Raw genomic sequence first — 21,683 nt, 5'->3', positions numbered from 1 at the left:
CTTCCTGCTGGTGCTGTGGGTACCGGTGGCGCTGGGGATTTCTAATAACGCCATGCCAACCTATCTGAATGCGATGGTGGCGGTGGGGATCGTGCTGGGCGCGGGCGCGGCGGCGAAGCTGGTGACGCTGCAAACGGTCTCCCGCTGCATGCCTGCCGGGATTCTGATTGGCGTCGCGGTGATCTTCTTTACCCTTCAGCATGCGCTTCTGCCGGCGTTTGGCCTGCTGCTGCTGCTCGGCGTGTTCGGCGGCTTCTTTATCGTGCCGCTTAACGCCCTGCTGCAGGAGCGTGGGAAGCATACCGTCGGTGCGGGTAACGCGATAGCGGTGCAGAACCTCGGCGAAAACGTTGCCATGCTGCTGATGCTGGGGTTCTACTCGATGGCGGTCAAGGCGGGCATACCGGTGGTTGGCATCGGGGTGGTCTTTGGTGCGGTGTTCGCGCTGGCTATCGCCGCCCTGTGGCTGTGGGGACGGCGGCGCTAGCGAGTCCTGGGCTTAGACGGGCTACGGCGCTGTCCCTGCCGTAGCCCGGAGAGGCCGCTTACGGCGCCGGATAGGTATAAACCCGGTGCACCGCTTCAATCTCCGCCAGCACCTCTTCGCTGAGCTCAAGATGCAGGCTTTCAACGTTGGTCTTCAGCTGCTCCAGCGAAGTGGCGCCGAGCAGCGTGCTGGCGACAAAAGGCTGGCGGCGCACGAAGGCCAGCGCCATTTGGGCCGGATCGAGGTTATGCCGTTTTGCGATATCGACGTATGCCGCGACGGCCAGCTGCGTCTGCTCGCCGCTGTAGCGCGTAAAGCGGCTGAACAGCGTGTTGCGCGCCCCGGCCGGCTTCGCGCCGTTGAGATACTTCCCGGTCAGCGTGCCGAACGCCAGGCAGGAGTAGGCCAGCAGCTCCACGCCTTCATACTGACTCACTTCCGACAGCGCAACTTCATAGCTGCGGTTCACCAGGCTATACGGGTTCTGGATGGTAACGATGCGCGGCAGGTCGTGCTTATCCGCAAGGTGTAGATAGCGCATCACGCCAAACGCCGTCTCGTTGGAGACGCCGATGTAGCGGATTTTGCCGGCGCGCTGGAATTCGGTGAGCGCTTCCAGGGTGTCCAGCAGGGTGACCACCGGCGCGGAGTCGGTCCAGGTGTAGCCCAGCTTGCCGAAGCAGTTGGTCGGGCGCTGCGGCCAGTGAACCTGGTAGAGATCGAGATAATCGGTCTGCAGACGCTTCAGGCTATCGTGCAGCGCGTCGCGGATATTTTTGCGATCCAGGACGTGATTCGGGCGGATGCTGCTGTCGTTGTTACGCGCAGGGCCGCTGACTTTGGAGGCGATAACCAGCTTTTCGCGGCTGCCGTGTTTCGCCAGCCAGTTGCCGACGTAGGTTTCCGTCAGCCCCTGAGTTTCCGGGCGCGGCGGGACGGGATACATTTCAGCAACGTCAATCAGGTTGATGCCCTGGCTGACAGCGTAGTCGAGCTGTTGGTGAGCGTCGGCCTCGCTATTCTGTTCACCAAAGGTCATAGTGCCCAGCCCCAGCGTGCTGATTTCGAGAGAACTGTGTGGGATACGGTGATACTGCATAGCCGGCTTCCTTTTTTATTGACAAGGTCAGGCTTTCCCCGACAAAGGAGTATCAAAATGGCAGAGGGGAGGAAAAAGAGGAAGTAAAAAGATCAAAAAAGCCGGGCTGGCGGGGTCCGCAGGCTGCTGCGGCGGACGTATCAGGTTTACCCGACTCTTTTCTCAATACCGTGATTCGTTGCAGAGGACGCGTTGCCAGGCGATTGCCGGCAGGCGGTTAGCCGCGGCAATCTTTAGCGCTTAATAATTTGTGAAACGTCGTCACGATTGATCTGCATTTTATTACCCTGCTGATCTTCGTAGCTGATAAGACCGGTATCGTCGTCAACCGCCGGCTTGCCGTCGGTCAAAATCATGCGTCCGTCTTTTGTCGCCATAACGTAATCGCTGCTGCAACCTGAAACCGAGAAGGCCAGTCCTACGGCGGAAATCAACACTGCCCATTTTTTCATCGTTAACACCTCTACTTGATGGTCGCACCTCACACCAGTGTATTAATAGCCTGATTTGTGAGACATAAAAAGCAGTAAAGTCTTAAAAAAGATTGCAGCCCAGGTTTGGGCTGCATTTTTGCGGGCTACAGCGGATTTTTTTTATTACGCAGCAGGTTGAGGCTTTCGACGGCAATCGAGAAGAACATCGCAAAGTAGATGTAGCCTTTCGGGATATGGATACCGAAGCTTTCGAGCATCAGGGTGAAGCCAACCAGAATCAAAAACGCCAGCGCCAGCATTTTCACCGACGGATGGCGGTCAACAAAGTCGCCAATCGAGCGGGCGGCAAACATCATCACCAGCACCGCGATAACCACCGCGGCCATCATGATGAACAGATGGTCCGAGAGCCCAACGGCGGTGATCACCGAATCGAGGCTGAAAATGATATCCAGCAGCATAATCTGCACGATGGCGCCCATAAACGAGTGGACGTTGGTCTTCGGCCCTTCCTCTTCGCCCTCGATCGATTCGTGGATCTCTTTACTGGCCTTCCAGATAAGGAACAGCCCGCCGAGCAGCAGAATCAGATCGCGGAAGGAGACGTCGTGGCCGAACGCGCTAAATAGCGGGTTGGTCAGCTTAACGACCCAGGCGATGGAGGCCAGCAGCCCAAGACGCATCAGCATTGCGCCCATCAGCCCGATGCGTCGCGCGTGGGCGCGCTGGGCGGTGGGCAGCTTGGCAACAACCAGAGAGAGAAAAATAATATTATCGATCCCGAGTACGATTTCCAGCAGCGTCAGCGTACCCAGCGCCAGCCAGGCGTTAGGATCGGTTATCCATGCAAATAACATTGTTCAAAGTCCTGCAAAAAAGAAAGTCGCAATTATATGCAACCCGGTGGGCAGAACAAAAAATTAATCGTGGGTAAGCAGAAAATGACGGGCCAGCAGGGCGGCGGTAAAGTTTTTCTTCAGGTAGAAACCGCGCGGCAGGGTGAGGATTGGTTCGCCGTGCGCGCCGATCGCCTCGGTTAGGGCTTTACTGTTGGCGGCTTTCGGGCGCAGCTGCAGCACTTCGCCGTGGCGGGCGGTAATGCGTTCGACCTGGCCCAGCACGATCAGATCCATTAACTCTTCCCAGTCCATCCGCAGCTGGCGATCCTCCTCTTCGCTGGGAGTCCAAAGCAGCGGCGCCCCGACCCGACGCTGGGCGAGCGGGATCGCGCGATCGCCCTCTACCGGCACCCACAGCACGCGCTTGAGCTTATGGCGAACGTGGCTGCTCTCCCAGGTGACGCCGCTGTTGCCGGTGAGCGGAGCGACGCAGACAAAGGTGGTTTCCAGCGGCCGTCCCTGAGCGTCTACGGGGATCGTTTTCAGCTCGACGCCCAGCGCGGCAAAATCCTGCTCGGGCTTACTTCCGGCGCTGGCGCCCAGCCAAATCTCCAGCAGGATACCCGTCCAGCCTTTATCGCGCTTCAGATCGCGCGGAATCGGAATCCCCGCCAGCGCGGCCAGCTCGCCCAGCGAATAGCCCGCCAGCCGCTGGGCCTGGGCTAAAAGCTGCTGCTGAGTTTGCGGCGGTGCAAGCAGGGGCGAAAGGGCTGGCATAAGATGAAACCTCTGGTTAAAAAATGAGCGCTATTTTTGTGCGTTGTGGATAGAGTTTACCTTTTCCTGGGTAAGTATGACAATTTGATGATTCATATGACTTTTTTTTTGATTTTTTGCCGCTTAAAAAATTACCGCAGCGGGTTTTCCAGAACTGGTCACTGGCAATGAACAGGATCTTACACCATGTTATCCACAGAAAAGTGGGATAACTGGGGAAAAGCCTCACTACTGTTTCCATTTACAGCCTTGACGTGCGACGAAAATCGAATTTTTAGACAAAATATGCCCGATGAGCTCGCGTAATCTGTGGATAAAACCGACATTGTTCGATCTTTCATCAGTTCCAGGATCGCATGTGTGATGATCATCACGTTATGCTGTAATTTATGAAAATAATGCATTCTAACTTAATGAATATAATGCCATTATTAAATATGTCTACAGGTAAGCACTTCGGACTAGTCCGGGTTTTCCCTGGGTAATTCCATACTTCTTCACAACTCTATCCACAGAAAAAGTGAATAAAATGGCGCTGCGATAGCTGACGCTGTTTATAACTCTGCTGATAACTGTGAGTTATTCAAATGTTATTCGTGAGCCGTGTGGCAACAGAGTGGTTTACCGTTTCCGGCGAGTGTGAAACAATCGTTCACATTGAAGATTATTTTGAGGTAGTCCGGTGATTGATGACGATGGCTACCGCCCAAATGTCGGTATTGTAATCTGTAATCGCCAGGGCCAGGTTATGTGGGCCAGGCGCTATGGCCAGCACTCGTGGCAGTTCCCGCAAGGGGGCATTAATCCAGGAGAATCAGCCGAGCAGGCAATGTATCGGGAATTGTTTGAAGAGGTTGGGCTAAGTCGTAAAGATGTCCGCATTCTGGCCTCTACCCGTAACTGGTTGCGTTACAAATTGCCTAAACGTTTGGTGCGTTGGGATACGAAGCCGGTTTGTATCGGCCAGAAACAGAAGTGGTTTCTTCTGCAGTTGATCGGCAGCGATGCGGAAGTCAATATGCAAACCAGCAGCACGCCCGAGTTCGACGGCTGGCGCTGGGTAAGCTACTGGTATCCGGTTCGTCAGGTGGTATCGTTTAAGCGCGACGTTTACCGCCGGGTGATGAAAGAGTTCGCCAGCGTCACCATGTCGCTGGCCGAAACCGCACCTAAGCCGCAAAGCGCGCCTGCATATCGACGTAAAAGAGGTTAAGCCACGCACATTATGCTCACTCGGTTACGAGAAATCGTCGAGAAGGTCGCGAGCGCGCCGCGTTTAAACGAGGCGCTGGATATCCTGGTCACGGATATCTGTAAAGCGATGGAAACGGAAGTCTGCTCGGTTTATCTCGCCGACCACGACAGACGCTGCTATTACCTGATGGCGACTCGCGGGCTGAAAAAACCTCGCGGGCGCACCGTTGCGCTCGCTTTTGACGAAGGCCTCGTCGGCCTCGTCGGGCGCCTTGCGGAGCCCATCAACCTTGCCGATGCGCATAAACACCCCAGCTTTAAATACATTCCGGCCGTAAAAGAGGACCGCTTCCGCGCTTTTCTTGGCGTGCCGATTATCCAGCGCCGTCAGCTGCTGGGCGTGCTGGTGGTGCAGCAGCGCGAGCTGCGTCAGTTTGATGAAAGCGAGGAGTCCTTCCTCGTAACCCTGGCGACGCAGATGGCCGCCATTCTCTCCCAGTCGCAGCTGACCGCGCTATTTGGCCAGTATCGCCAGACGCGGATCCGCGCGCTGCCCGCCTCATCGGGGGTGGCAATCGCCGAAGGCTGGATGGATGTCAGCCTGCCGCTGATGGAGCAGGTGTACGAAGCCTCGACGCTGGACACGGCTTCCGAACGCGAGCGCCTGACCGGCGCGCTGGAAGAGGCGGCCAGCGAATTTCGTCGCTACAGCAAGCGCTACGCCGCCGGGGCGCAAAAAGAGACGTCGGCTATCTTCGACCTCTATTCCCACCTGCTCTCCGACGCGCGCCTGCGCCGCGAACTCTTTGCGGAAGTCGACAAAGGGGCCGTCGCCGAATGGGCGGTGAAAAAAATTATCGAGAAGTTCGCCGAGCAGTTTGCGGCGCTCAGCGACGGCTATCTTAAAGAGCGAGCCGGCGATCTGCGCACGCTCGGCCAGCGGCTGCTGTTTCATCTTGACGACACCACCCAGGGGCCAAACACCTGGCCGGAGCGCATCGTTCTGGTTGCCGACGAGCTCTCGGCGACGACGCTGGCGGAGGTCCCTCAGGACAGGTTGGTAGGCGTTGTCGTGCGCGACGGGGCGGCAAACTCGCATGCCGCCATCATGGTGCGCGCGCTGGGGATCCCGACGGTGATGGGGGCCGATATTCAGCCTTCACTGCTGCATGGTCGCACCCTGGTGGTGGACGGCTATCGCGGTGAGCTGCTGGTCGACCCGGAGCCGGCGCTGCTGAAAGAGTATCAGCGCCTGATCAGCGAAGAGAACGAGCTCAGCCGCCTGGCGGAAGACGATCTTGAGCGCGCCTCAGAGCTGAAAAGCGGCGAGCGGGTGAAGGTCATGCTGAACGCCGGCCTGAGCCTCGGCCATGAAGAGAAGCTCGGCGGCTTTATTGACGGCATCGGCCTGTACCGCACCGAAATTCCCTTTATGCTGCAGAGCGGCTTTCCGTCAGAAGAGGAGCAGGTTGCTCAGTATCAGGGCATGCTGCAGATGTTTAACGAGAAGCCGGTTACGCTGCGCACCCTCGACATCGGCGCCGACAAGCAGCTGCCCTATATGCCGATCAGCGAAGAAAATCCGTGCCTCGGCTGGCGCGGGATCCGCATCACGCTCGATCAGCCGGAGATCTTCCTTATCCAGGTGCGGGCAATGCTGCGGGCGAATGCCGCCACCGGCAACCTCAGCATTTTGCTGCCGATGATCACCAGCCTCGATGAGGTCGACGAGGCGCGCCGTTTGATCGACCGCGCCAGCCGCGAAGTTGAAGAGATGATTGGCTACGCCATTCCGCGCCCGCGCATCGGCGTGATGCTGGAAGTGCCGTCGATGGTCTTCATGCTGGCGCAGCTCGCCAGCCGCGTCGATTTTATCTCCGTCGGCACCAATGACCTGACGCAGTACATCCTCGCCGTCGATCGCAACAATACCCGGGTGGCGAATATGTACGACAGCCTGCATCCGGCGGTGCTGCGGGCGCTGGCGATGATTGCCCGCGACGCCGAACGTTTCGGCATCGACCTGCGGCTTTGTGGCGAAATGGCCGGAGATCCGATGTGCGTCACCATTCTGATTGGCCTTGGCTATCGCCACCTGTCGATGAACGGCCGGTCGGTAGCAAGGGTCAAATACCTGCTGCGCCGCATTGATATCGAAGAGGCCCAGGAGCTTTCCCGGCGTAGCCTGGAGGCGCAGATGACGACGGAGGTTCGCCATCAGGTGGCGGCCTTTATGGAGCGTCGAGGGCTGGGCGGCCTGATCCGCGGCGGCCGCTAGTGCTGCCATAGCGCCTGCGCCGCTGTTCGGTCATTCCCGGCCCGAAGGGGCGCCGCGCGCCGCCTGCCGGGAATGCTTCGCCGCTTATTCGCATTCGTATACATATCTTTTACATGCCCGGCGCGGATCGCGCCTGGCGCTTATGCTATCATTCGCAACCTTTGGAGCGCCCGTTTTCTGCGAGTGCGCAAGATCACCGCTGTCCACTTCCAGCGGAATAACAAGTCTTTATGGTGACAGATGAATAGTGGCTACCTGCATTTTCCGGAGTTTGATCCGGTAATATTTTCCGTTGGGCCAGTCGCCCTTCACTGGTACGGCATGATGTACCTGGTCGGGTTTGTTTTTGCGATGTGGTTAGCCACCCGTCGGGCCAATCGTCCTGGCAGCGGCTGGACTAAAAACGAAGTTGAAAACCTGCTGTATGCCGGGTTCCTCGGGGTCTTCCTCGGCGGGCGTATCGGCTACGTCCTGTTCTACAACCTGCCGGTGTTTTTGCAGGATCCGCTCTATCTGTTCCGGGTCTGGGACGGCGGGATGTCGTTCCACGGCGGCCTGATCGGGGTGATTCTGGTGATGATCATCTTCGCCAAACGCACCAAACGCACCTTCTTCCAGGTTGCTGATTTCATTGCGCCGCTGATCCCGTTTGGCCTCGGCGCCGGTCGTCTGGGCAACTTCATTAACGGCGAGCTGTGGGGCCGCGTCGATCCGAGCTTCCACTACACGATGATCTTCCCCGGCTCGCGGGCGGAAGATATGGCGCTGCTGCCTTCGCACCCGGAGTGGCAATCGCTGTTCGACACCTACGGAGCCCTGCCGCGACACGCCTCGCAGCTGTACGAGCTGGCGCTGGAAGGTATCGTGCTGTTCCTGATCCTGAACCTGTTTATCCGCAAACCGCGCCCGACCGGCTCGGTCTCAGGCCTGTTCCTGATCGGCTACGGTCTGTTCCGTATCATCGTTGAATTCTTCCGCCAGCCGGATCAGCAGTTCACCGGCGAATGGGTCCAGTACATCAGCATGGGGCAGATTCTTTCGATTCCAATGGTGCTTGCGGGTATCATTATGATGGTCTGGGCGTACCGCCGTCGTCCGCAGCAACAAACTTCTTGAGGAACCATGAAACAGTATCTTGATTTGATGCAGAAAGTGCTCGCCGAGGGCACGCAAAAAAATGACCGCACCGGTACCGGCACGATTTCCATTTTCGGCCATCAGATGCGTTTTAACCTGCAGGAAGGATTCCCGCTGGTGACGACCAAGCGCTGTCATTTACGCTCCATCATCCATGAACTGCTGTGGTTCCTGCAGGGTGACACCAACGTGGCCTATCTGCACGAAAACAACGTCACCATCTGGGATGAATGGGCGGATGAAAAGGGCGATCTGGGGCCGGTATACGGCAAACAGTGGCGCTCCTGGCCCGCACCGGACGGCCGCCATATCGACCAGATTAGCACCGTGATGGAGCAGCTGAAAAACGACCCAGACTCGCGCCGGATCATCGTTTCGGCGTGGAACGTCGGCGAGCTGGATAAAATGGCGCTTGCGCCGTGCCACGCGTTCTTCCAGTTTTACGTCGCGGACGGCAAGCTCTCCTGTCAGCTCTATCAGCGCTCCTGCGACGTGTTCCTCGGCCTGCCGTTCAACATCGCCAGCTATGCGCTGCTGGTACATATGGTGGCGCAGCAGTGCGATCTGGAAGTGGGTGATTTTGTCTGGACCGGTGGGGATACGCACCTCTACAGCAACCACCTTGAGCAGACCGATCTGCAGCTGAGCCGCGAGCCGCGTCCGCTGCCGAAGCTGGTGATTAAGCGCAAACCGGCGTCGATTTTTGACTACCGCTTTGAAGACTTTGACATCGAAGGCTACGATCCGCATCCGGGAATTAAAGCGCCGGTGGCAATTTAATTCCGCGGCTATCTCGCGGTAAGCCGGGCCGACGCCCGCCGCATCCATGCCGGTCAGTTAACCCTGACCGGCATTTTTTTGCCTCCTGCCGCGATAATCAACGCTGAGCGGAGCGGCTCTTAACCGTCCGCTATAACGCGCGTTGCGCCGGTTTCTCCTTCCGGATTTCTCGGGGCGACCGTCGCCGCTGAACGCCGCTTTTGCTCGCCTGCTTCCTGATTTTCTGCAACCTCCTGCAAATATCCCGATACGCTTCGACGCGCTGCGCTAACCGCGGATTTGCCTCTCGTACCCGAGGCGGATCATACCCATACTCGCCGTATGAACAGACAACGTGGCTATACCCTGATTGAAACCCTGGCGACGCTGGCGCTGGTGATGATTCTCGGCGCCAGCGGGACGTTAGGCTGGAAGAGCTGGCAGCAGCAGCAGCGCCTGTGGCAAACCGCCGTTCAGGTCCGCGACTATCTGGTGCTGCTGCGCGATGACGCCAACTGGCCCAACCGCGATCGGCTGCTGAGCGTTGGTCAGGCGGAGCTGGGCTGGTGCCTGGGCGCCGCTGATACACCGGCCGACTGCGCGGCGCAGGGGCCCTTTACGCTGCGCCCGCAGTGGCCCGAAGTCTCGCTGGCTAACATCACGCCGGGCCTGGGCTTTTACGGCCTGCGCAACAGCGCCTGGGCCGGACATATCCGCCTGCAGAGCGCCGGCGATGGCTGGAATATCATTGTCTCTAACTGGGGGCGCATCCGCCTTTGTCGCGGCCTGGAGGCGGCATTATGCCTGTAGACGCGCGAGGATTCTCGCTGCCGGAGACGCTGATTGCGATGGCCATTGGCTCCATTTTGCTCCTCGGAACCGCGCGCTTTCTGCCCGCGCTGCAGCGGCAGGTATTGAAGCAGACGCAGCAGCAGTCCCTCGATAACGAGCTCTGGCAGCGGCTGTACGCGGTCGCGAAGCACCTGCAGCGCGCCGGCTACTGTCGCGGCAGCTGCGTTGGGCAGCCGCTGCAGATTGCCGGCGGCGGCGATTGCGTCATTGTCCGCTGGGACAGCGCGAGCGACGGCGTCTGGAATACCTCGCCGGAAGCAATGTCCGATGCCACGGGGTTTCGGTTACGCAATGGCGCGCTCGAAACGCGGCGCGGCGCGACCAGCTGCGGCGAGCAAGGCTGGGAGCGCATGACCAACCCCAGCGCCATCGAGGTGACCCGCTTTCAGGTTAAGCGCCTCGATATTACCGGTTTCGCCCCGGAGCTTAGCATTGTACTGGCCGCGCGTTCGGCGCGGGATCCCCGCATCGCGGCGCAGGCGGAATACAGCGTAACGGGGTACAACCTGTGAACCGCCAGCGCGGGCTCTCTTCGCTGCTGATGGTGCTGCTCCTGCTGGCGCTCGGCAGCCTGCTGCTGCAGGGGCTCAACCAGCAGCAGCGCTCGCTGCTGGCGCAAACAGCCGGCGAAACCCGGGCGCTGCGCGATACCGCTGGCGCGCACTCGGCCCTGCAGTGGGGGAAAACGCTAACCTGGTCAGCGCAGGAGGCGCAGGCGTGTCGACGGTCGGGCGCCGAAGGCTGGCACGTCTGTCTGCGGGTATTTAGCGATGCGTCGGCGCTGCTGATCGCCGCCAGCGGCCGCGTGCTGCTGTGGCAGTCTGGCCGGGTGGAGCAGGGAAGCGTGCGCTTCTCGCCCCACGGCTGGAGCGATTTTTGCCCGCTGAAGGAGCCGAGCCTATGTCAGATACCCTGAGCTGCCAGCGGGGCTTTAGCCTGCCGGAAACGATCCTCGCAACGGCGCTGCTGGTGATGGTTATTACCGCTCTTAGCGGCTACCAGCGGGGGCTGGCCGGCGGCTTTATTCAGCTAAACCAGTATCGTCAGCTGTGGCGAGACGCGTGGCGCTATGGGCAGCTCAAGCCGCCAGAATCCCCGGCTGGCGGGAGCGTCACCCGCTTGCAGACATCGACAGCAAGATGTGTCAGCATCAGGGTAACGATCACCATGCCGCTGGAAAAGCGGGTACAGATGACCCGGCTGCACTGCCCGGTCAGCCAGTAGTCAGGAGCGAATATGTTAAGGGTGTACCACTCAAACCGTCTGGACGTACTTGAAGCGCTGATGGAGTTTATCGTCGAGCGCCAGCGGCTGGACGACCCTTTCAAGCCGGAGATGGTGCTGGTGCAAAGTACCGGCATGGCGCAATGGCTGCAGATGACGCTGGCAAAACGCTTCGGTATTGCCGCCAACATCGAGTTTCCTCTTCCGGCGAGCTTTATCTGGGATATGTTTGTGCGCGTGCTCTCCGATATCCCCGTCGAAAGCGCGTTTAGCAAACAGAGCATGAGCTGGAAGCTGATGACCCTGCTGCCGCAGCGCCTGGATGACGACGCCTTCGCCCTGCTGCGCCACTACCTCAGCGACGACAGCGACAAGCGTAAGCTATTTCAGCTGGCCGCCAGGGTGGCGGATCTCTACGACCAGTATCTGGTCTATCGTCCGGAATGGCTGATGCGCTGGGAAGCCGACGAGCGCGTTGACGGCCTCGGAGACGCCCAGCAGTGGCAGGCGCCGCTGTGGAAAGCATTAGTCGAGCATACCGCCGAGCTGGGGCAGCCGCTGTGGCACCGCGCCAACCTTTATCAGCGGTTTATCAGCGCGCTTGAGGCCGCGGATGAGCCGCCGGCCGGGCTGCCGTCGCGGGTCTTTATATGCGGCATCTCGGCGCTGCCGCCGGTCTACCTGCAGGCGCTGCAGGCGCTCGGTAAACACGTTGATGTGTATGTTCTTTTCACCAACCCGTGCCGCTTCTACTGGGGGGATATCAAAGATCCGGCTTTTCTGGCTAAGCTGATGTCGCGCCAGCGCCGTCACCATCGCGAGCCGCGAGAGCTGCCGCTCTTTCGCGATGCAGAACGGGCTGCAGGCCTGTTTAACGACGACGGCGAGCAGGATGTGGGCAACCCGCTGCTGGCCTCCTGGGGCAAGCTGGGACGGGACTACATCTATCTGCTGGCCGGGCTGGAGCGTTACGAAGAGCTGGACGCATTCGTGGATATCGCCCCGGATAACCTGCTGCATAACCTGCAGTCTGACATCCTCGAGCTGCGCAACGCGGCGGTGGCCGGGCGTACGGCGCAAGAGTTTGCCCATAGCCGCGACAAGCGCCGGCTGGCCCCGAACGATCGCAGCCTCAGCATCCACGTTTGCCACAGCCCGCAGCGCGAGGTGGAGGTGTTGCACGACCGGCTGCTGGCGATGCTGGAGGCGGATCCCGACCTCACGCCGCGCGACATTATCGTGATGGTGGCGGATATCGACAGCTACAGCCCCTACATACAGGCGGTGTTCGGTGCCGCCAGCGGCGAGCGCTGGCTGCCCTGGGCCATCTCGGACCGCCGCGCCCGCGAATCGCACCCGGCGCTGCAGGCGTTTATTACGCTCCTTTCCCTGCCCGACAGCCGCTTTGCCAGCGAAGACGTGCTGGCTCTGCTGGATGTTCCGGTGCTGGCGGCACGATTTAATATCGATGAAGAAGGGCTGCGCTACCTGCGTCAGTGGGTCAACGAATCCGGCGTGCGCTGGGGCATGGATGACGATAACGTGCGCGAGCTGGATCTCCCCGCCACCGGGCAGCACACCTGGCGCTTTGGCCTGACGCGGATGCTGCTGGGCTACGCGATGGACAGCAGCCAGGGCGAATGGCAGTCGGTGCTGCCGTACGACGAGTCCAGCGGGCTGATTGCCGAACTGGTGGGCAACCTGGCGTCGCTGCTGATGCAGCTCAACCTCTGGCGGCGCGGCCTGGCGCAGGAGCGCCCGCTGGCGGAGTGGCTGCCGGTTTGTCGCGATCTGCTCGACGACTTCTTCCTGCCCGATAGCGAAACGGAAGCCGCGCTGGCGCTGATTGAACAGCAGTGGCAGGCGGCGATCGGCGAAGGCGTCCAGGCGCAGTATGCGCAGACGGTGCCGCTCTCTTTACTGCGCGATGAGCTGGCGCAGCGCCTCGACCAGCAGCGCATCAGCCAGCGTTTTCTGGCCGGGCCGGTCAACATCTGTACCCTGATGCCAATGCGCTCTATTCCGTTCAAAGTCGTCTGTCTGCTGGGGATGAATGACGGCGTTTACCCCCGCGCTCTGGCGCCGTTAGGCTTTGACTTAATGAGCCAGAAGCCGCAGCGCGGCGACCGCAGCCGCCGCGATGATGACCGCTACCTGTTCCTCGAAGCGCTGATGTCGGCCGAGCAGAAGCTCTATATCAGCTACATCGGCCGTTCAATCCAGGACAACAGCGAACGCTACCCGTCGGTGCTGGTACAGGAGCTGGCGGATTATATCGGCCAGAGCCACTGCCTGGCGGGCGATGAGGAACTGGACTGCGACGCCAGCGAGCGGCGGGTCAAAGCGCATATTACCCATCTGCATAGCCGCATGCCCTTCGATACGGCCAACTTCCGCGACGACGAAGATCAAAGCTACGCCCGGGAGTGGCTGGCCGCCGCCAGCCAGCAGGGGGAGGCGCACGGCGACTTTATCCAGCCGCTGCCGGCGGCGGAAATCGAAAGCCTGCCGTTTGAGCAGCTGCTGCGCTTCTGGCAGCACCCGGTTCGCGCCTTCTTCCAGCAGCGGCTGCGGGTCAACTTCCGCTCCGAGGAGAGCGAGATCCCGGACGATGAGCCGTTCACCCTTGAAGGGCTGAGCCGCTACCAGCTCAACCAGCAGCTGCTGAATACGCTCATTGAACAGCATGATGCCTCGGTAATGTACCGCCGCTTCCGCGCGGCGGGCGAGCTGCCCTACGGCGCCTTCGGCGAACTGGCCTGGGAGACCCAGCGCCAGGAGATGCAGAACCTCGCGGAGCGGGTGATCGCCAGCCGCCAGCCGGGACAAAGCATGGAAATCGATCTGCAATGTAACGGCGTCAACATTACCGGATGGCTGCAGCAGGTACAATCTGACGGCCTGCTGCGCTGGCGGCCTTCGCTGCTCAGCGTGGCGCAGGGAATGCAACTTTGGCTGGAGCACCTTGTCTACTGTGCTAGCGGCGGAACCGGCACCAGCCGTCTGCTGGTGCGTAAGGAAGGCGAATGGCGTTTCCCGCCGCTGGCGCAGGAGCAGGCGAAGGCCTATCTTGATGAGCTGGTTGACGGCTATCTGCAGGGCATGTCAAAACCGCTGCTGCTGCTACCTGAAAGCGCGGGGGCATGGCTAAAAGCCTGTTATGACGCTGAAAAGGATGTCATGTTAATGGACGACGAGACGCAACAAAAAGCGCGCAGCAAGTTTGTGCAGACGTATGAAGGCAATATGGTGATTAGCGGTGAGGGTAGCGATGTCTGGTACCAGCGCCTGTGGCGCACCCTTGAGCCTGCGTACTATGACGAAATCATTGCTCAGGCGCAGCGTTATCTGTTGCCGATATTTCGTTTCCATCAGTCCGAATAAAATTGTCATAGTATAAAAATTGCGCAGGTGACGGCTCTTCAATTATCATGCGCAACGAATCACGGACTGATGTTTTATCAACGCTGGCTCTGTACAGCGAAAAGTTTGTTAATGATGAGGTCCGTGAATGCCCCGTAGTTTATGGTTCAAGGTTATTGTAGTGCTGGCTGCCCTTTGGGCGCCGTTAAGTCAGGCAGATACCGGATGGCAGCCCGTTCAGGAAACCATCCGCAAAAGCGAAAAAGATCCGCGTCAGTATCAGGCTATTCACCTCGATAACGGCATGATCGTTCTGCTGGTCTCCGATCCGCAGGCGGTAAAATCACTGTCGGCGCTGGTGGTGCCGGTGGGATCGCTGCAGGACCCGGAAGCGCATCAGGGCCTGGCGCACTTCCTCGAGCACATGACGTTAATGGGCTCGAAGAACTATCCGCAGCCCGACAGCCTCGCAGAGTTCCTGAAAATGCACGGCGGCAGCCACAACGCCAGCACCGCGCCGTATCGCACCGCCTTCTATCTTGAAGTCGAGAACGATGCGCTGGACGGGGCGGTCGATCGCCTCGCGGATGCCATTGCCTCTCCGCTGCTGGATAAAAAATATGCCGACCGTGAGCGTAATGCCGTCAACGCCGAGCTGACCATGGCGCGGACCCGTGACGGGATGCGCATGGCTCAGGTGAGCGCCGAAACCATAAACCCGGCGCACCCGGCGGCGCATTTTTCCGGCGGTAACCTGGAAACGCTGAGCGACAAGCCGGGAAAACCGGTGCTTGATGCGCTGCATACCTTCCGCGACAGCTGGTACTCCGCTAACCTGATGAAGGCGGTCATTTACAGCAATAAGCCGCTGCCGGAGCTGGCGAGCATTGCCGCCAAAACCTACGGCCGGGTGCCGAATCATAATATCGACCGGCCGGTGATTACCGTTCCGGTGGTGACCGATGCGCAAAAGGGCATCATCATCCACTACGTGCCGGCGATGCCTCGCAAGGTGCTGCGCGTTGAGTTCCGCATCGATAACAACAGCGAGCAGTTCCGCAGCAAGACCGACGAGCTGGTGACCTATATGATCGGCAACCGCAGTCCGGGGACATTATCTGACTGGCTGCAGCAGCAGGGTCTGGTGGAAGGTATCCGCGCGGACTCCGATCCGGTGGTGAACGGCAACAGCGGGGTGCTGGCCATTTCCGCAACCCTGACCGATAAGGGCCTGGCGCATCGCGACGAGGTCGCTGCGGCCATCTTCAGCTACCTCAACCTGCTGCGTACCCAGGGCATCGATAAGCGCTATTTCGACGAGCTGGCGCATGTCCTGGCGCTCGACTTCCGCTATCCCTCAATCAACCGCGATATGGACTACGTTGAATGGCTGGCGGACACCATGATCCGCGTGCCGGTTGAGCATACTCTCGACGTGGTGAACATTGCCGATCGCTACGATCCGCAGGCGATTAAAGACCGCCTGGCGATGATGACCCCGCAAAACGCGCGCGTGTGGTACATCAGCCCGCAGGAGCCACATAATAAAACGGCCTATTTCGTCAATGCGCCGTATCAGGTCGATAAAATCAGCCCGCAGACCTTCGCCGACTGGCAGCAGAAAGCCAGCGCGATTGACCTTAAGCTGCCGACGCTGAACCCCTATATTCCTGACGATTTTACGCTGATCAAAAGCGATAAAGCCTATCCGCACCCGCAGCTGATCGTCGATGAGCCGACCCTGCGGGTGGTCTACGCCCCGAGCCAGTACTTCGCCAGCGAACCTAAGGCCGACGTGTCGCTGGTGCTGCGTAATCCGCAGGCCATGGACAGCGCCCGCAGCCAGGTGATGTTTGCGCTGAACGACTACCTGGCGGGGATTGCCCTCGACCAGCTCAGTAACCAGGCCGCGGTGGGAGGCATCACTTTCTCTACCGGCGCCAACAACGGGCTGATGGTCAACGCCAACGGCTACACCCAGCGGCTGCCTCAGCTGTTCACCGCGCTGCTGGACGGCTACTTCAGCTACGCCCCGACCGAGGAGCAGCTGGAACAGGCGAAATCCTGGTACGCGCAGATGATGGACTCGGCGGATAAAGGCAAAGCGTACGATCAGGCGATTATGCCGGCCCAGATGGTGTCGCAGGTGCCTTACTTCCAGCGCGAGGAGCGCCGGGCGCTGCTGCCGTCAATCACCCTCAAGGACGTTCTGGCCTACCGTGACAACCTGAAGGCGAAAGGGCGTCCGGAGCTGCTGGTGATTGGCAACCTGACCGCCGGGCAATCCACCGATATGGCTCGTCAGATCCAGCAACAGCTGGGTTCAGACGGCAACGAATGGTGCCGCAACAAAGACGTGCTGGTTGATAGCAAACAGCTGGCCATTTTTGAAAAAGCCGGAAGCAGCACCGACTCGGCGCTGGCCGCGGTCTTTGCGCCACCCAATATCGATGAGTACAGCAGCTCCGCAGCCAGCTCCCTGCTGGGCCAAATTATCCAGCCGTGGTTCTATAACCAGCTGCGTACTGAAGAACAGCTGGGCTATGCGGTGTTCGCGTTCTCGATGAACGTCGGCCGCCAGTGGGGCGTCGGCTTCCTGCTGCAAAGCAGCGATAAGCAGCCCGCCTTCCTGTGGCAGCGTTTCCAGGCCTTCTTCCCGACGGCGGAGGCAAAGCTGAGGGCGATGACCCCGGAAGAGTTTGCGCAAATTCAGCAGGCGACGATCGCCCAGATGATGCAGGCGCCGCAAACGCTGGGCGGTGAAGCCTCGCAGCTGAGCAAAGATTTCGATCGCGGTAATATGCGCTTCGATTCACGTGATAAAGTAGTGGCTCAGATTAAACTGCTGACGCCGCAAAAGCTTGCCGACTTCTTCCATCAGACGGTGGTGGATCCGCAGGGCATGGCGATATTATCCCAGGTATCCGGTAGCCAGAATGGTAAAACGGATTACGCCCTGCCGCCGGGCGGCAAAGTCTGGGAAACCGTCAGCGCATTGCAGAAATCCTTACCCCTGATGCGAGAAAATGAATGACCGAAACCGCCGAGCCTCTTGACCCCCTGCGCTTGCCCCTGACGGGCGAGCGCCTGATAGAAGCCTCTGCGGGCACCGGAAAAACCTTTACCATCGCGGCGCTGTACCTCCGGCTGCTGCTGGGGCTGGGCGGAGAGTCCGCCTTTCCCCGGCCGGTGAGCGTGGAGGAGCTGCTGGTGGTGACCTTCACCGAGGCGGCGACCGAGGAGCTGCGCGGCCGTATCCGCAGCAACATCCACGGGCTGCGCATCGCCTGCCTGCGCGAAACGGCCTCCGACCCTCTCTACGCCGCGCTGCTGGCGGAAATCCCGGACAAAAACCAGGCCGCACAAACGCTGATGCTGGCGGAGCGGCAGATGGACGAAGCGGCGGTATTCACCATCCACGGCTTCTGCCAGCGCATGCTCAGCCTCAACGCGTTTGAATCCGGCATGCTCTTTGAACAGCAGCTGATCGAGGACGAATCCCGGCTCCGCTATCAGGCCTGCGCCGATTTCTGGCGCCGCCACTGCTACCCGCTCCCGCGCGAAATAGCCGCGGTTATCCACGAAGCCTGGAAAGGCCCGCGCGACCTGCTGAAATCCCTCGACCGCTGGCTGCAGGGCGAAGCCCCGCAGCTTAAATCCCCGCCCGCACAGGAGGAGACGCTGGCCGAACGCCATCAGCAAATCATCGAGCGCATTGACGCGGTGAAGCGGCAGTGGCGGGAGCAGGTGGGCGAGATTGAAAGCGTGCTGGAAAACTCCGGCCTCGACCGGCGCAAATTCAACCGCGGTAACCAGGGGAAGTGGATAGAGAAAGTCAGCCTCTGGGCGCAGGAGGAGACTCTGAGCTACCGGCTGCCGGAGGCGCTGGAGAAATTCTCCCAGCCGTTCCTTTACGAACGCACCAAAGCGGATGGCGAACCGCCGGTTCACCCGCTGTTTAGCGCGATTGAGGCGCTGCTCTCTGCGCCGCTGACCCTGACGGATCTGGTGATCGCTCGGGCAATGGTGGAGATCCGCGAAGCGGTAGCGCGCGAAAAGCGTCGCCGCGGAGAGCTCGGTTTTGATGACATGCTCAGCCGCCTCGACGATGCGCTGCGTAGCGAAAGCGGCGAAGCGCTGGCCAGCGCTATCCGGCAGCGCTTTCCGGTAGCGATGATCGATGAGTTCCAGGATACCGACCCGCAGCAGTACCGCATTTTTCGCCGCATCTGGCGGCGGCAGCCGGAGACGGCGCTGCTGCTTATCGGCGATCCCAAACAGGCCATTTACGCCTTTCGCGGCGCGGATATCTTTACCTATATGAAGGCGCGCGGCGACGTTGCCGCGCACTATACGCTGGATACCAACTGGCGCTCCGCTCCGGGAATGGTGGAGAGCGTCAATCGCCTGTTCAGCCTCAGCGATAATCCGTTTATGTTCCGCGAAATCCCGTTCCTGCCGGTAAAGTCGGCGCCGAAAAACCAGCATCTGCGCTTCACCGTTGACGACGATGCGGTTCCGGCTATGAACATCTGGCTGATGCCGGGCGAAGCGGTGGGCGCGGGGGATTATCAAGCCTTTATGGCCCAGCTCTGCGCTTCGCAGATCCGCGACTGGCTTAGCGCCGGCCAGCAGGGGCGGGCGCTGCTGTGGCGCGACGATTGCGCCCGGCCGGTGCAGGCTTCCGATATCACGGTGCTGGTGCGTAACCGCCAGGAGGCGTCGCTGATCCGCGATGCGCTGCAGGCGTTGGCCATTCCGTCGGTCTATCTCTCCAACCGCGATAGCGTATTTGAAACGCCGGAAGCGCAGGAGCTGCTGTGGGTACTCCAGGCGGCGCTGGCGCCCGAACGTGAAAACACGCTGCGCAGCGCGCTGGCGACCTCGATTTTCGGCCTCAACGCCCTCGATATTGAAAACCTCAACAAGGATGAGCGCGCGTGGGATGCGCTGGTGGAAGAGTTTAGCGACTATCGCCACATCTGGCGTCAGCGCGGGGTGATGCCGATGCTAAGAGCGCTGATGACCGCCCGACATATTGCCGAAAACCTGCTGGTGACGAGCGGCGGCGAGCGGCGCTTAACCGATATCCTGCATATCAGCGAACTGCTGCAGGAAGCGGCCAACCAGCTGGAGAGCGAGCATGCGTTAGTGCGTTGGCTGACGCAGCGCATCGCCGAGCCGGACAGCAACGCCTCCAGCCAGCAGATGCGCCTGGAAAGCGACAAGCATCTGGTGCAGATCGTCACCGTACATAAATCGAAAGGGCTGGAATACCCGCTGGTGTGGCTGCCGTTTATCGCCCGCTTCCGCAAGCAGGATCAGGCGTTTTATCACGATCGCGACTCCTTTGCGGCGGTGCTCGACCTTGAGCAGAATGAGGGGAGCCTCGAGCTGGCGGAGGCGGAGCGTCTGGCGGAAGATTTACGCCTGCTGTACGTGGCCCTGACGCGCGCGGTCTGGCACTGCAGCCTCGGCGTGGCGCCGCTCAGCACCCGACGCAGCGACAAGCCGGGCGACAGCGATTTTCACCACAGCGCCCTGGGGCGCCTTCTGCAGGGTGGCGAAGCGATGGACGCCGCGGGGCTGACGGCCCGCCTGCAGGCGTTCTGCTGCGCGGATATTGCGCTGCAAACCCCCGGCGTTGCCGATCGGCAGCCCTGGCAGGCGCCGCAGGAGGCGCTGCCGCCGCTGTCGGCGCGGATGCTGGGACGTTCGATCGTTGATGACTGGCGGGTCACCAGCTACTCCGGGCTACAGCAGCATGGCCACAGCCCGGCGCAGGATTTACTGCCCCGTCTTGACGTTGACGCCGCCGGCGTGGGGGAGGTGGCGGAGGAGCCGCAGCTCACCCCGCATCAGTTCCCGCGCGGGGCGTCGCCGGGGACATTTTTGCATGGCCTGTTTGAAGACCTCGACTTTACCCAGCCGGTCCCTGCCGACTGGATGGCGGAAAAGCTGCGGTCCGGCGGATTTGCCGAGCACTGGACGTCGGTGCTGACCCAATGGCTGGATGACGTGCTGCGCACGCCGCTACCGGGCGCCGATATCGCGCTGAATCAGCTCGCGGCGGCGGACAAGCAGGTTGAGATGGCGTTTTATTTACCCATTGAGGCCCCGCTGGACGCGCGGCGCCTGGATGCGCTGGTTCGCCGCTACGACCCGCTTTCGGCCCAGTGCCCGGGGCTTGATTTCCGTCAGGTTCGCGGAATGCTGAAAGGGTTTATTGACCTCGTGTTTCGGCACAACGGCCGCTACTACCTGCTGGATTACAAATCCAACTGGCTGGGGGACGATCGCGAAGCCTACACGGAGCAGGCAATGGCGCAGGCGATGTGCACGCACCGCTATGATTTACAGTACCAGCTCTATAGCCTGGCGCTGCACCGCTATTTACGCCATCGCGTTGCTGACTACGACTATGAGCGCCATTTTGGTGGCGTCATTTATCTCTTTTTACGCGGAATGGACGGACAGGACGGCGGGCAGGGGATATTTACCACGCGCCCTGAGCGTCCGCTGATTGACGGCCTGGACGCCCTGTTTGCCGGCGAAGTTCAGGAGATCGCTTCATGACCATGGATGAGCTGCTGCTTGAGGCAGCAAACCAGCGTTTATTACGTCCGCTTGACGTCCAGTTTGCGCTGATGGTCGCCCGGGATGCGCATCCGGCGGTGAAGCTGGCGGCGGCGGTGCTGAGCCGCGACGCCGGCGAAGGGCACGTCTGCCTGCCGCTCTCACGCCTTGCCGCTGACGACGTGCTGAGCGGAAAGGTCGCCGCTCTGCGCGAGCAGCTGCTGGCGCAGGCCGGCGCGCCCGATGACTGGTCGGCGCTGCTGCTCTCTTCGGCGGCGGTGAGCCGCGGGGAGCGTCCGACGCCAATGATCCTCTGCGGCGAACGGCTTTACCTTAACCGCATGTGGCGCAACGAGCTGACCGTCGCGCGCTTTTTTAACGAAGCCAATCAGGTGCTGAGCGTGGATGAAACGCGCCTGGCGTCGACTTTGGATACGCTCTTCCCCGCCGGGGACGATATTGACTGGCAGAAGGTGGCGGCGGCGGTGGCGCTGACCCGGCGGATTTCGGTGATTTCCGGCGGTCCAGGCACCGGTAAAACGACTACCGTCGCCAGGCTGCTGGCGGCGTTGATCCAGACGACGGATACGCCCCGCTGCCGCATCCGCCTGGCGGCGCCCACCGGCAAAGCCGCGGCGCGCCTGACCGAGTCGCTGGGCAGCGC

At 60.5% G+C, this 21,683-nt stretch carries 17 protein-coding genes and 1 pseudogene; 13 read left to right on the top strand and 5 right to left on the bottom strand.

Going from position 1 to position 21,683, the window contains the following annotated elements:
- A partial coding sequence (locus tag PFH44_RS14165) for an MFS transporter (protein ID WP_463671550.1) occupies positions 1 to 487 on the top strand: 487 nt, incomplete at its 5' end.
- A gap of 58 nt (positions 488 to 545) precedes the next feature.
- Here PFH44_RS14165 and PFH44_RS14160 read toward each other — a convergent pair.
- The 5 genes and pseudogenes from PFH44_RS14160 to PFH44_RS28095 form a co-directional block, all read right to left on the bottom strand.
- Positions 546 to 1,586 carry an NADP(H)-dependent aldo-keto reductase gene (locus PFH44_RS14160; protein WP_045857422.1) on the bottom strand — a complete coding sequence of 347 codons (1,041 nt, stop codon included), beginning with the start codon at positions 1,584 to 1,586 and terminating at the stop codon, positions 546 to 548.
- 233 nt (positions 1,587 to 1,819) lie between these two features.
- Positions 1,820 to 2,038, bottom strand: a complete 219-nt coding sequence (locus PFH44_RS14155; RefSeq protein ID WP_004867116.1) for a YgdI/YgdR family lipoprotein — start codon at positions 2,036 to 2,038, stop codon at positions 1,820 to 1,822.
- Between the two features lie 125 nt (positions 2,039 to 2,163).
- Complete coding sequence (locus PFH44_RS14150) at positions 2,164 to 2,877, bottom strand: TerC family protein (RefSeq protein WP_045857424.1); 714 nt, start codon at positions 2,875 to 2,877, stop codon at positions 2,164 to 2,166.
- Between the two features lie 63 nt (positions 2,878 to 2,940).
- Positions 2,941 to 3,636, bottom strand: a complete 696-nt coding sequence (gene mutH, locus PFH44_RS14145) for a DNA mismatch repair endonuclease MutH (protein ID WP_045857426.1) — start codon at positions 3,634 to 3,636, stop codon at positions 2,941 to 2,943.
- 82 nt (positions 3,637 to 3,718) lie between these two features.
- Positions 3,719 to 3,877, bottom strand: a pseudogene (locus PFH44_RS28095) (hypothetical protein); the annotation flags it as partial.
- A gap of 441 nt (positions 3,878 to 4,318) precedes the next feature.
- Between PFH44_RS28095 and rppH the strand changes: the two are divergent.
- The 12 genes from rppH to PFH44_RS14085 all read left to right on the top strand — a co-directional run.
- Positions 4,319 to 4,849, top strand: coding sequence for an RNA pyrophosphohydrolase (gene rppH, locus PFH44_RS14140; RefSeq protein ID WP_041147036.1), 531 nt, complete (start codon positions 4,319 to 4,321; stop codon positions 4,847 to 4,849).
- A gap of 12 nt (positions 4,850 to 4,861) precedes the next feature.
- Positions 4,862 to 7,108 carry a phosphoenolpyruvate--protein phosphotransferase gene (gene ptsP / locus PFH44_RS14135; protein ID WP_045857431.1) on the top strand — a complete coding sequence of 749 codons (2,247 nt, stop codon included), beginning with the start codon at positions 4,862 to 4,864 and terminating at the stop codon, positions 7,106 to 7,108.
- A gap of 240 nt (positions 7,109 to 7,348) precedes the next feature.
- Positions 7,349 to 8,224 carry a prolipoprotein diacylglyceryl transferase gene (gene lgt / locus PFH44_RS14130; RefSeq protein WP_076945951.1) on the top strand — a complete coding sequence of 292 codons (876 nt, stop codon included), beginning with the start codon at positions 7,349 to 7,351 and terminating at the stop codon, positions 8,222 to 8,224.
- A 6-nt stretch (positions 8,225 to 8,230) separates the two neighbouring features.
- Positions 8,231 to 9,025 carry a thymidylate synthase gene (thyA, locus tag PFH44_RS14125; RefSeq protein ID WP_045857434.1) on the top strand — a complete coding sequence of 265 codons (795 nt, stop codon included), beginning with the start codon at positions 8,231 to 8,233 and terminating at the stop codon, positions 9,023 to 9,025.
- Between the two features lie 321 nt (positions 9,026 to 9,346).
- Complete coding sequence (locus PFH44_RS14120) at positions 9,347 to 9,814, top strand: prepilin peptidase-dependent protein (protein WP_283825296.1); 468 nt, start codon at positions 9,347 to 9,349, stop codon at positions 9,812 to 9,814.
- A complete protein-coding gene (locus PFH44_RS14115; protein WP_045857438.1) occupies positions 9,805 to 10,368 on the top strand; it encodes a prepilin peptidase-dependent protein in 564 nt (187 codons plus the stop codon). Before PFH44_RS14120 ends, PFH44_RS14115 begins: the two co-directional genes overlap by 10 nt.
- The gene (locus tag PFH44_RS14110; protein WP_283825295.1) at positions 10,365 to 10,772 is read left to right on the top strand and encodes a DUF2509 family protein; all 408 of its coding nucleotides are present in this window, start codon (positions 10,365 to 10,367) and stop codon (positions 10,770 to 10,772) included. The genes PFH44_RS14115 and PFH44_RS14110 overlap by 4 nt, the downstream gene beginning before the upstream one ends.
- Positions 10,757 to 11,080 carry a prepilin-type N-terminal cleavage/methylation domain-containing protein gene (locus PFH44_RS14105; protein ID WP_045857442.1) on the top strand — a complete coding sequence of 108 codons (324 nt, stop codon included), beginning with the start codon at positions 10,757 to 10,759 and terminating at the stop codon, positions 11,078 to 11,080. The genes PFH44_RS14110 and PFH44_RS14105 overlap by 16 nt, the downstream gene beginning before the upstream one ends.
- A gap of 12 nt (positions 11,081 to 11,092) precedes the next feature.
- The gene (gene recC, locus PFH44_RS14100; protein ID WP_283825294.1) at positions 11,093 to 14,464 is read left to right on the top strand and encodes an exodeoxyribonuclease V subunit gamma; all 3,372 of its coding nucleotides are present in this window, start codon (positions 11,093 to 11,095) and stop codon (positions 14,462 to 14,464) included.
- A gap of 127 nt (positions 14,465 to 14,591) precedes the next feature.
- A complete protein-coding gene (ptrA, locus tag PFH44_RS14095) occupies positions 14,592 to 17,477 on the top strand; it encodes a pitrilysin (protein WP_045857446.1) in 2,886 nt (961 codons plus the stop codon).
- A complete protein-coding gene (recB, locus tag PFH44_RS14090; protein WP_045857448.1) occupies positions 17,474 to 21,019 on the top strand; it encodes an exodeoxyribonuclease V subunit beta in 3,546 nt (1,181 codons plus the stop codon). The genes ptrA and recB overlap by 4 nt, the downstream gene beginning before the upstream one ends.
- Positions 21,016 to 21,683, top strand: a 668-nt coding sequence (locus tag PFH44_RS14085; RefSeq protein WP_283825293.1) for an AAA family ATPase, incomplete at its 3' end; no start/stop codon positions are given. The genes recB and PFH44_RS14085, both read left to right, overlap by 4 nt.

Source organism: Klebsiella sp. Ech2A, assembly GCF_030078455.1.
Taxonomy (GTDB): domain Bacteria; phylum Pseudomonadota; class Gammaproteobacteria; order Enterobacterales; family Enterobacteriaceae; genus Klebsiella; species Klebsiella terrigena.
Note: the sequence above shows the minus strand (reverse complement) of the source record. Positions and strands in the feature narration are given on the sequence as shown.

What these genes read in the sequence shown, in the direction of transcription:
- PFH44_RS14160 (WP_045857422.1), bottom strand. Translation starts at nt 1,586, where the DNA reads ATGCAGTATCACCGTATCCCACACAGTTCTCTCGAAATCAGCACGCTG.
- PFH44_RS14155 (WP_004867116.1), bottom strand. Translation starts at nt 2,038, where the DNA reads ATGAAAAAATGGGCAGTGTTGATTTCCGCCGTAGGACTGGCCTTCTCG.
- PFH44_RS14150 (WP_045857424.1), bottom strand. Translation starts at nt 2,877, where the DNA reads ATGTTATTTGCATGGATAACCGATCCTAACGCCTGGCTGGCGCTGGGT.
- mutH (WP_045857426.1), bottom strand. Translation starts at nt 3,636, where the DNA reads ATGCCAGCCCTTTCGCCCCTGCTTGCACCGCCGCAAACTCAGCAGCAG.
- ptsP (WP_045857431.1), top strand. Translation starts at nt 4,862, where the DNA reads ATGCTCACTCGGTTACGAGAAATCGTCGAGAAGGTCGCGAGCGCGCCG.
- lgt (WP_076945951.1), top strand. Translation starts at nt 7,349, where the DNA reads ATGAATAGTGGCTACCTGCATTTTCCGGAGTTTGATCCGGTAATATTT.
- thyA (WP_045857434.1), top strand. Translation starts at nt 8,231, where the DNA reads ATGAAACAGTATCTTGATTTGATGCAGAAAGTGCTCGCCGAGGGCACG.
- PFH44_RS14120 (WP_283825296.1), top strand. Translation starts at nt 9,347, where the DNA reads ATGAACAGACAACGTGGCTATACCCTGATTGAAACCCTGGCGACGCTG.
- PFH44_RS14115 (WP_045857438.1), top strand. Translation starts at nt 9,805, where the DNA reads ATGCCTGTAGACGCGCGAGGATTCTCGCTGCCGGAGACGCTGATTGCG.
- PFH44_RS14105 (WP_045857442.1), top strand. Translation starts at nt 10,757, where the DNA reads ATGTCAGATACCCTGAGCTGCCAGCGGGGCTTTAGCCTGCCGGAAACG.
- recC (WP_283825294.1), top strand. Translation starts at nt 11,093, where the DNA reads ATGTTAAGGGTGTACCACTCAAACCGTCTGGACGTACTTGAAGCGCTG.
- ptrA (WP_045857446.1), top strand. Translation starts at nt 14,592, where the DNA reads ATGCCCCGTAGTTTATGGTTCAAGGTTATTGTAGTGCTGGCTGCCCTT.
- recB (WP_045857448.1), top strand. Translation starts at nt 17,474, where the DNA reads ATGACCGAAACCGCCGAGCCTCTTGACCCCCTGCGCTTGCCCCTGACG.